The sequence below is a fragment of the Halorhodospira halophila genome (genome assembly GCF_016653405.1).
GTDB classification, from domain to species: domain Bacteria; phylum Pseudomonadota; class Gammaproteobacteria; order Nitrococcales; family Halorhodospiraceae; genus Halorhodospira; species Halorhodospira halophila_A.
The window spans coordinates 1-7,281 of record NZ_NHSN01000012.1; the positions used below are offsets into that span (position 1 = coordinate 1).

Annotated in this window: 8 protein-coding genes and 1 tRNA gene; 3 read left to right on the forward strand and 6 right to left on the reverse strand. The window is 71.0% G+C overall.

Annotated elements, in window-relative coordinates; all coding sequences use genetic code 11:
* Positions 1-962, reverse strand: a 962-nt coding sequence (locus CCR79_RS03800; protein ID WP_201168930.1) for an NAD(P)H-hydrate epimerase, incomplete at its 3' end; no start/stop codon positions are given.
* A gap of 83 nt (positions 963-1,045) precedes the next feature.
* On the opposite strand from CCR79_RS03800, the gene queG reads away from it, so the two are divergent.
* Positions 1,046-2,134, forward strand: a complete 1,089-nt coding sequence (gene queG / locus CCR79_RS03805) for a tRNA epoxyqueuosine(34) reductase QueG (protein ID WP_201168933.1) — start codon at positions 1,046-1,048, stop codon at positions 2,132-2,134.
* Here queG and panD read toward each other — a convergent pair.
* From panD to pcnB, 5 genes are all read right to left on the reverse strand, one after another.
* Positions 2,131-2,511 carry an aspartate 1-decarboxylase gene (gene panD / locus CCR79_RS03810; RefSeq protein WP_201168936.1) on the reverse strand — a complete coding sequence of 127 codons (381 nt, stop codon included), beginning with the start codon at positions 2,509-2,511 and terminating at the stop codon, positions 2,131-2,133. The two genes, queG and panD, sit on opposite strands and share 4 nt — an antisense overlap.
* Before the next feature lie 104 nt (positions 2,512-2,615).
* A complete protein-coding gene (panC, locus tag CCR79_RS03815) occupies positions 2,616-3,473 on the reverse strand; it encodes a pantoate--beta-alanine ligase (RefSeq protein ID WP_201168940.1) in 858 nt (285 codons plus the stop codon).
* On the reverse strand, positions 3,470-4,297 hold the full coding sequence (panB, locus tag CCR79_RS03820) for a 3-methyl-2-oxobutanoate hydroxymethyltransferase (RefSeq protein ID WP_201168943.1): 828 nt from the start codon (positions 4,295-4,297) through the stop codon (positions 3,470-3,472). The genes panC and panB overlap by 4 nt, the downstream gene beginning before the upstream one ends.
* A gap of 90 nt (positions 4,298-4,387) precedes the next feature.
* Positions 4,388-4,930 (reverse strand): 2-amino-4-hydroxy-6-hydroxymethyldihydropteridine diphosphokinase, encoded by a 543-nt coding sequence (gene folK / locus CCR79_RS03825; RefSeq protein ID WP_201168946.1) that lies wholly within the window; start codon positions 4,928-4,930, stop codon positions 4,388-4,390.
* Entirely contained in the window at positions 4,927-6,276 is a 1,350-nt protein-coding gene (gene pcnB, locus CCR79_RS03830; protein ID WP_430654664.1) for a polynucleotide adenylyltransferase PcnB, read from the reverse strand. The genes folK and pcnB overlap by 4 nt, the downstream gene beginning before the upstream one ends.
* Positions 6,277-6,414: 138 nt before the next feature.
* Here pcnB and CCR79_RS03835 point away from each other — a divergent pair.
* Positions 6,415-6,489: transfer RNA gene (locus tag CCR79_RS03835), tRNA-Glu, on the forward strand.
* Between the two features lie 70 nt (positions 6,490-6,559).
* Positions 6,560-7,033: an RDD family protein gene (locus tag CCR79_RS03840; protein WP_201168948.1), complete on the forward strand. Its 474-nt coding sequence runs from the start codon at positions 6,560-6,562 to the stop codon at positions 7,031-7,033.
* Positions 7,034-7,281 lie beyond the last annotated feature (248 nt).

The following is a 7,281-nucleotide window of genomic DNA, read 5'->3' on the forward strand; positions in this document are numbered from 1 at the left end:
CCCTGGCCCAGCCCCGGACCCAGGGCGACCACGCTGGCGCGGCTGAGCAGCGGCGCCAGCTCCTCGGCGCGATCGATGCCGTAGGCCATGACCGCCGGACACGGACCCACCACCGCCGGCACGTGCTCCGGGCGCGTCGCCACGCTCACCAGCCCGGCGCCGCTGCGCCCCGCCGCCTCGGCGGCCAGGCGCACCGCACCGGCCATACCGCGATCCCCGCCGACCACCAGCACATGCCCCTGCTGCCCCTTGTGCGCATCCCGCGGCCGGGGCGGCAGCAACGCGCCGACATCCGCCGGTGTCGCCTGCCACGCATGGGGCAACTCCGCGCCGGCGGTCCACGTCGCCGTACCGAGATCGTCGAAGACCACCGCCCCGGCGCAGGCCGGGCCGCGACCGGTGAACAGCCCACTCTTGCGGGCGACGAAGGTCGCGGTAAGCTGCGCCCGGACCGCGACCCCCATCTCGGCCCCGGTGCGCCCGTGGATGCCGGAGGGGATATCCACCGACGCCACCGGCGCGGGGGTGGCATTGACGGCCGTCACCGCCTCGGCGAACGCCCCGCTCACCGGCCGATCCAGCCCGGTGCCGAGCAGCGCGTCGACGATCACGTCGACCCCGTCCAGGGCCTCGGGCTCGAACGGTCGACAGATCCCGCCCCCGTCTAGGTAACGCTGCGCGTGGCGGGCCGCATCCCCGCTCAGCCGCTCCGGCGGCACCAGGTAGAGGACCTCCACCGCCAGCCCGGCCCGGCCGGCCAGACGGGCCACCACGTATCCGTCACCACCGTTGTTGCCGCCGCCGCAGACCACGGCCAACCGCCCTGCCCCCGGCCAACGCTGGCGCATCTCCTGCCAGAGCCGCCGGCCGGCACGGTCCATGAGCACCTCGCCGGCGATACCGGCACGGATGGCCGCCTGATCCAGGCGGGCCACTTGGTCGGGGGTGTAGAGCTCACGCATGGGGTTCTGCTCGCCTCCAGGTCGAACGCGCACGGCGGGGGGGGGTTCCCCCCGGCCCCGGAACGCTCCATTCTGAACGGTCTATGCCCGACGCTGAACCGACCGCACTCCAGTCCGCCGCCCTCGCCGGCTCCATCCGCACCTGGGCCGCCGAGTTGGGCTTCTCGGCCTGCGGCATCGCCGGCACCGAGCTGGCGCAGGACGAAGCGCGCCTGATCCGCTGGCTGCAGGCTGGTCACCAGGGCGAAATGGGCTTCATGGGCCGCCACGGGCGCAAGCGGGCGCGGCCCCGGCAGCTGGTCCCCGGGACCCGTTCGGTGGTCGTGGTGCGCATGGACTACACCCCGGATCGGGCGGCGGAGCCCCGCGCCGTGCTCGAGGCCCGCCAACGCGCCTTCATCACCCGCTACAGCCTGGGCCGCGACTACCACAAGCTGATGCGACGGCGGCTGCAGCGACTCGCCGAACGCATCCAGTCCACCATCGGCCCCTTCGGCTACCGCGCCTTCGTCGACAGCGCCCCGGTCCTCGAGCGCGCGCTGGCTCGCGAGGCCGGGCTGGGCTGGATCGGCAAGAACACCATGCTGCTCAATCGCCACGCCGGGTCGTACTTCTTCCTCGGCGAGCTATTCACGGACCTGCCGCTGCCCACGGACGATCCGGTCCGCGCGCATTGCGGCAGCTGCCGACGCTGCCTGCGCGCCTGCCCGACGAACGCCTTCACCGGCCCCTACCAGCTCGACGCGCGCCGCTGCATCTCTTATCTGACCATCGAGCATCCGGGCTCGATCCCCGAGCCCCTGCGCCCGGCCATGGGCAACCGCATCTTCGGCTGCGACGACTGTCAGCTGGTCTGCCCCTGGAATCGTTACGCCCACCCCACCGCCGAGGACGATTTCCAGCCCCGCCACGGTCTGGACGACGCGGATCTGGTGGCGCTGTTCAACTGGGACGAGGCCACCTTCCTCGAGCGCACGGCGGGCTCCGCCATCCGGCGGATCGGCCACGAGCGATGGCTGCGCAACCTGGCGGTGGCACTGGGCAACGCCGCACCCACGCCCGAGGTGGTCGAGGCGCTCGGACAGCGGCTCAACCACCCCTCGGCCCTGGTACGGGAACACGTGCGGTGGGCCCTAGCGCGGCACGGAGCCACGCCGCGGGGGACGGACTAGGCGACCTGCAGCGGGATGCTGCCGCGCCGCTGGGTAATGCGGTTGTCCGCATCGAGATAAGCCAGACGGGGCTGGAATTCGCCCAGCTCCGACTCCGGGACACCGGCGTAGGCGCAGATGATCACCCGATCACCCTCGCTGCACTTGTGGGCCGCCGCCCCGTTCATGGAGATCATCCGCGAGCCCCGCTCACCGATGATGGCGTAGGTCACAAAGCGCTCGCCGTTCTCGATGTTGTAGACGTGGATCTGCTCGTACTCGTGGATGCCGACTGCTTCCAACAGGTCCAGATCAATGGCGCAGGAGCCCTCGTACTCGAGCTCGGTCTGCGTGACGCGGGCCTGATGCAGCTTGCCCTTGAGCATGTTCAGTTGCATGGCTCAAACCTCTATGCCGCGAAATCACATGCCGATCCGATTGATGAAGAACCGGTCATGTGCACCTGCACAATCGGCAGCTCAGCGATTATGCACGCCCTCGGTTACCGGTTCAATCGCGCCTCGACGTTGTCGATCAGCCGCGCCGTACCCAGGCGCGCCGCCCCCAGGCACACCAGCCGCGGCTCATCCCCGCGCGGCTCGGCCAGATCATCGCAGCGGCGGACCGCTACGTACTCGGCGGCGTCGAACCCCGCCGCCTCCAGCCGCCGGCAGGCCTCGGCTTCGAGCTGCTGCCAGTCCCGCCGCCCGGCCTCCAGGGCCGCCGCCAACTCGCGGAGCGTGACGTAGAGCGCCGGCGCCCGCCGACGCTGCTCCGCATCCAAGTAGCCGTTGCGTGAACTCAGCGCCAGACCGTCGTCCTCGCGGACGACGGGCACCTCGACGATCTCCACCGGCAGATCCAGATCGGCCACCACCCGGCGCACCACTTGCAGCTGCTGGTAGTCCTTGCGCCCGAAGGCCGCCGCATCCGGCTCGACGATGTTGAGCAGCTTGATCACCACCACCGCCACCCCGGCGAAGTGGCCCGGCCGGGCCGCCCCGCACAGGGTCTGCGTCAATGCCGGCACGTCGACCCCGGTCCAGGGCGGCTCGACGCCGGGGTACATCTCCCGCGCGGTGGGCGCGAAGACGGCGTCCACGCCGCGCCCCTGCAAGGCGGCCAGATCGGCGTCCAGCGTGCGCGGGTAGGCGTCGTAGTCCTCCCCGGGGCCGAACTGCAGCGGATTGACGAAGATCGACACCACCAGCCGGTCCACGCACCCGGCCAGGCGGTCGACCAGCTCCAGGTGGCCGCGATGGAGGTTGCCCATGGTCGGCACCAGCCCGACGCGCTCGCCGCGCCCGCGCCAGGCGCGCGAGAGCTCGCGCATGGCGTTGCGTTCGGTAACCCGCCTCAAGCCTCGAACCCGTGCTCTGGCCCTGGAAAGGTGCCGTCGCGCACCGCCGCCGCGTAGGCGGCCAGCGCCGCCTGCACACTCCCCGTCTCGGCACCGAAGGCCCGGGCGAAGCGCGGCGGCTGCTCGGTGACGCCGAGCACGTCGTGGAGCACCAGGATCTGCCCATCGCAGCCGCCGCCGGCGCCGATACCCACCACGGGGATGCTCAGCTGCTCGCTGAGCTGCCGCGCCAGGGGGGTGGGCACGCACTCGAGGATGAGCAGATCGGCCCCGGCCGCCTCCAGCGCCCGGGCATCGGCCTCCATGCGCTCGGCGTCGGCCTGCTCGCGCCCCTGCACCCGGTAGCCGCCGAGCTTATGGACCTGCTGCGGCTTCAGCCCCAAGTGGCCGCAGACCGGGATCCCGTTCACGGCCAGGCGCTCGACCAGCGCTGCCTGCTCGGCACCGCCCTCGAGCTTGACCATTTGCGCCCCGCCCTCCTTCATCAGACGCCCAGCGTTGTGCAGCCCCTGCTCCACGTCGGTATGGCTCATGAAGGGCAGATCCGCCACCACCAGCGCCCGCTGGCAGGCCCGTGCCACGCAGCAGGTGTGGTAGACGATGTCGTCCACGGTTACCGGCAGGGTGGTCTCGTGACCCTGGACCACCATGCCGAGGGAGTCGCCGATGAGCAGCAGATCCACCCCGGCGCGCTCGCAGGCGGCCGCGAAGCCGTAGTCGTAGGCCGTCAGACAGACCAGGGGCTGGCCCTCGCGCTTCATCGCGCGCATGCGGGAGACCGTCACGGCCCCGCCGGAGGCGTGCTTGCGATCACCGCTGGACATGGGAGTCAACCTCGGCTTGAGAAAGGTGGGACAGAGTACAGCGCCACTGGCTCCCGATTGAAGTACCCATCGCCGTAACGCGTCCAGCCTTCAGGCCGGTTCCTGCAGCGACCGGTGCTCGAAGCCGGCCACGGCGCCAACCCGCTCCAGGGCATCGACGCCGAGCGCCGCGGCGGCGTCGGCCAGCGCCCCGGCGCCGGGCAAGCGAACCCCGGGGGCGATCTCAAGCAGCGGATGGACCACGAACGGCCGCCGGGCCAGCTCCGGATGCGGCACCTGCAGCCGCGGCTCCTCCACCTGCATCTGACCGTAGAGCAGCAGGTCCAGATCCAGGGTCCGCGGCCCCCAGCGCACCCCGTCGCGCCGCCGGTGCTGCGCGGCCTCAATGCCGAGCAGGGCGTCGAGCAAGGCCAGCGGGCCCAGCCGCGTCTCCAGCGCCGCCACGGCGTTGATGAAATCGGGCTGTGCCGGCACGCCCGGCGCCTGCAGCGCCGGGTTGCGGTAGAGGCTGGAGACGGCCTGGACCCGGCAGTCGGCGAGCAGATCCAGGCGCACCACCGCCCGCTCGACCTGCCGGCGCGGCTGCTCGAGGTTACTGCCCAGGCCGACGTAGGCCGTGATGGCCGTGCTCATTCCGCCGACTCCTCCGGGGTCGACGCCGCGGTGCCATTCCCGCCACCCTCGCCATTGCCCTTGCCACGGCCCCGGCCGCCGCGCCGGCGCCGCCCACCGCGGCTGCTCTTCTTCTTCTGCGAGGGCGGGCGCTCGGGCTGCTCCTGGAACTCGCGCCACCACTGCGCCAGCTCGGCGGGGGCGTCACCCGCCCCGGCGCGCAGCTCGAGGAAGTCGTAAGCGGCGCGGAAGCGCGGATGCCCGAGCAGCCGCTGTGCCCGCTTGCCACCGCGCCGCGCGAAACGCGGCTGCAGGGTCCAGATCTCGCGCATGGGGATGCTGAAACGCTTGGGCAGCGCGATGCGCGCCTGCTGCATGGCCTGCACCTCGGCGGCCGCCTGCTGCAGCGCCGGGATCGGCGCCTCGCCGGCCTCGACCAGATCGGCCTCGCGCCGACGGACCGCCGGCCAGAGCAGCGCCGCAAACAGGAAGGCCGGGGTCACCGGCTTGTCGGCGCCGATGCGCTCGTCGGTATTGCGCAGCGCCGCGGCGATGAACGGCACCCACTGCTCGTTGCCCTCATCCTCCAGCGCCTCGGCGGTCAGCGGCAGCAGCGAATCGAACAGCCCGTAGTGGCGCAGCATCTCGAAGGCATCCAGCGCGTCGCCGGACATGAACAGCTTCAGCGCCTCGTCGAAGAGCCGCGCCGGAGGCATGTCGGCCACGCTGCCGGCCATCTCGTGCATCGGCGCCGCCGTCTCCGGATGGATGCGGAAGCCGAGCTTCAGGGCGAAACGCACGGCACGCAGCATGCGCACCGGGTCCTCCTGGTAGCGCTCGCGCGGATCGCCGATCAACCGGATGACCCCGGCCTCCAGATCGTCCATGCCGCCGGCGTGATCGACCACGGAGAAGTCGTCGATGTTGTAGTAGAGGGCGTTGACGGTGAAATCGCGGCGCAGGGCATCCTCGGCCAATGTGCCGTAGACGTTGTCACGGACAATGCGGCCGTTCTCGATCACCCGCTCGCCGTCGGCACCATCGCCATCGCCGTCGCCATCGCCGTCCTCCGGCGGATGCAGGGCGCGGAAAGTGGCCACCTCGATGATCTCGGCGCCGAAGTGGACGTGAGCCAGGCGGAAGCGCCGGCCGATGAGCCGGCAGTTGCGGAAGAGCCTGCGCACTTCCTCGGGCCGGGCGTCGGTGGCCACATCGAAGTCCTTGGGCTCGCGGCCGAGCGAGAGGTCGCGCACCCCGCCACCGACCATGTAGGCCTGGTAGCCGGCGTTGCGCAGACGATAAAGGACTTTCAGGGCGTTATCGCTGATGTCCGCGCGCGAGATGCTGTGCGCATCCCGGGGGATGATGGTTGGCTCGGCTTCGGCCAGCCGTTGAAGTTGGAGACCATTGTCGGACGTAATGGCTAACCACCCTTGTGTGAGTGACGAAGATCGTTATAATACCACCCTCGTTGCTGACGGTTGAGCCGTACAGGACGAGACAGCGCTCCCATCGTCTAGCGGTTAGGACGCCGCCCTCTCAAGGCGGAAACAGGGGTTCGAATCCCCTTGGGAGCGCCACCTTACTCCTCTCTTCTTGAGCCGCGCAGCGGCCTCCCGGGTCCGCGCGCCTGCTGCCGGGAATCCCGACGTGAGCAAGACCGCCCTTGACGCCCCCAGCCGAGTCCTACGCGGCGGCCGTGTCTTCTCCGCCTTCGGCCTGCGAATCGGGGCACTCCTCTACGACCTGCTGCTCGTCGTCTCGATCATCTTCCTCGGCAGTGCGGTCTTCCTGCCGGTTTCGGGGGGTGAGGCGCCGGCGCCGGGCACTTGGCTGTCGGTCGCCTATCAGGTCTATCTGCTGGCGCTGGTCTATCTCTTCTTCGTGCTCTTCTGGACCCGTGGCGGCCGGACGCTGGGAATGCTGGCGTGGCGGCTGCGGGTGGTGAACGCCGAGGGGGTGCCGCCGACGCTGGGTCAGGCGAGCGCGCGTTTTGTGGCCGCGGGGCTGTCCTGGGCGCTGCTGGGTCTGGGCTTCGTTTGGGCGCTGTTCGATGCGGAGCATCGGGCGTTGCACGATCGTCTGGCGGGGACTTGGCTGATTCGCGAGCCCCACGAGGGGTGAGGCGGGCCGAGGGCTGACGGTGCCCGCGCGTTCGGTGCCCGCGCCTTGGGGCGGCCGGGGTTTGGGGCGCCGCTGTGCGCGCCGCTTCGCGGTCCCCTGCGCGGCTCGCCCGAGCGGGTCGCTCGCTTAACTCGCTCCGCTGACGCTTCGCTCGGACAAAACCTCGCTAAAAGCGCCGACGCGCGGCGTCGGCGCTTTTCCCCGCTCGGGCTGCGCTGCTCGGCGCGCCCAGAAAGGCGCCCCGAACC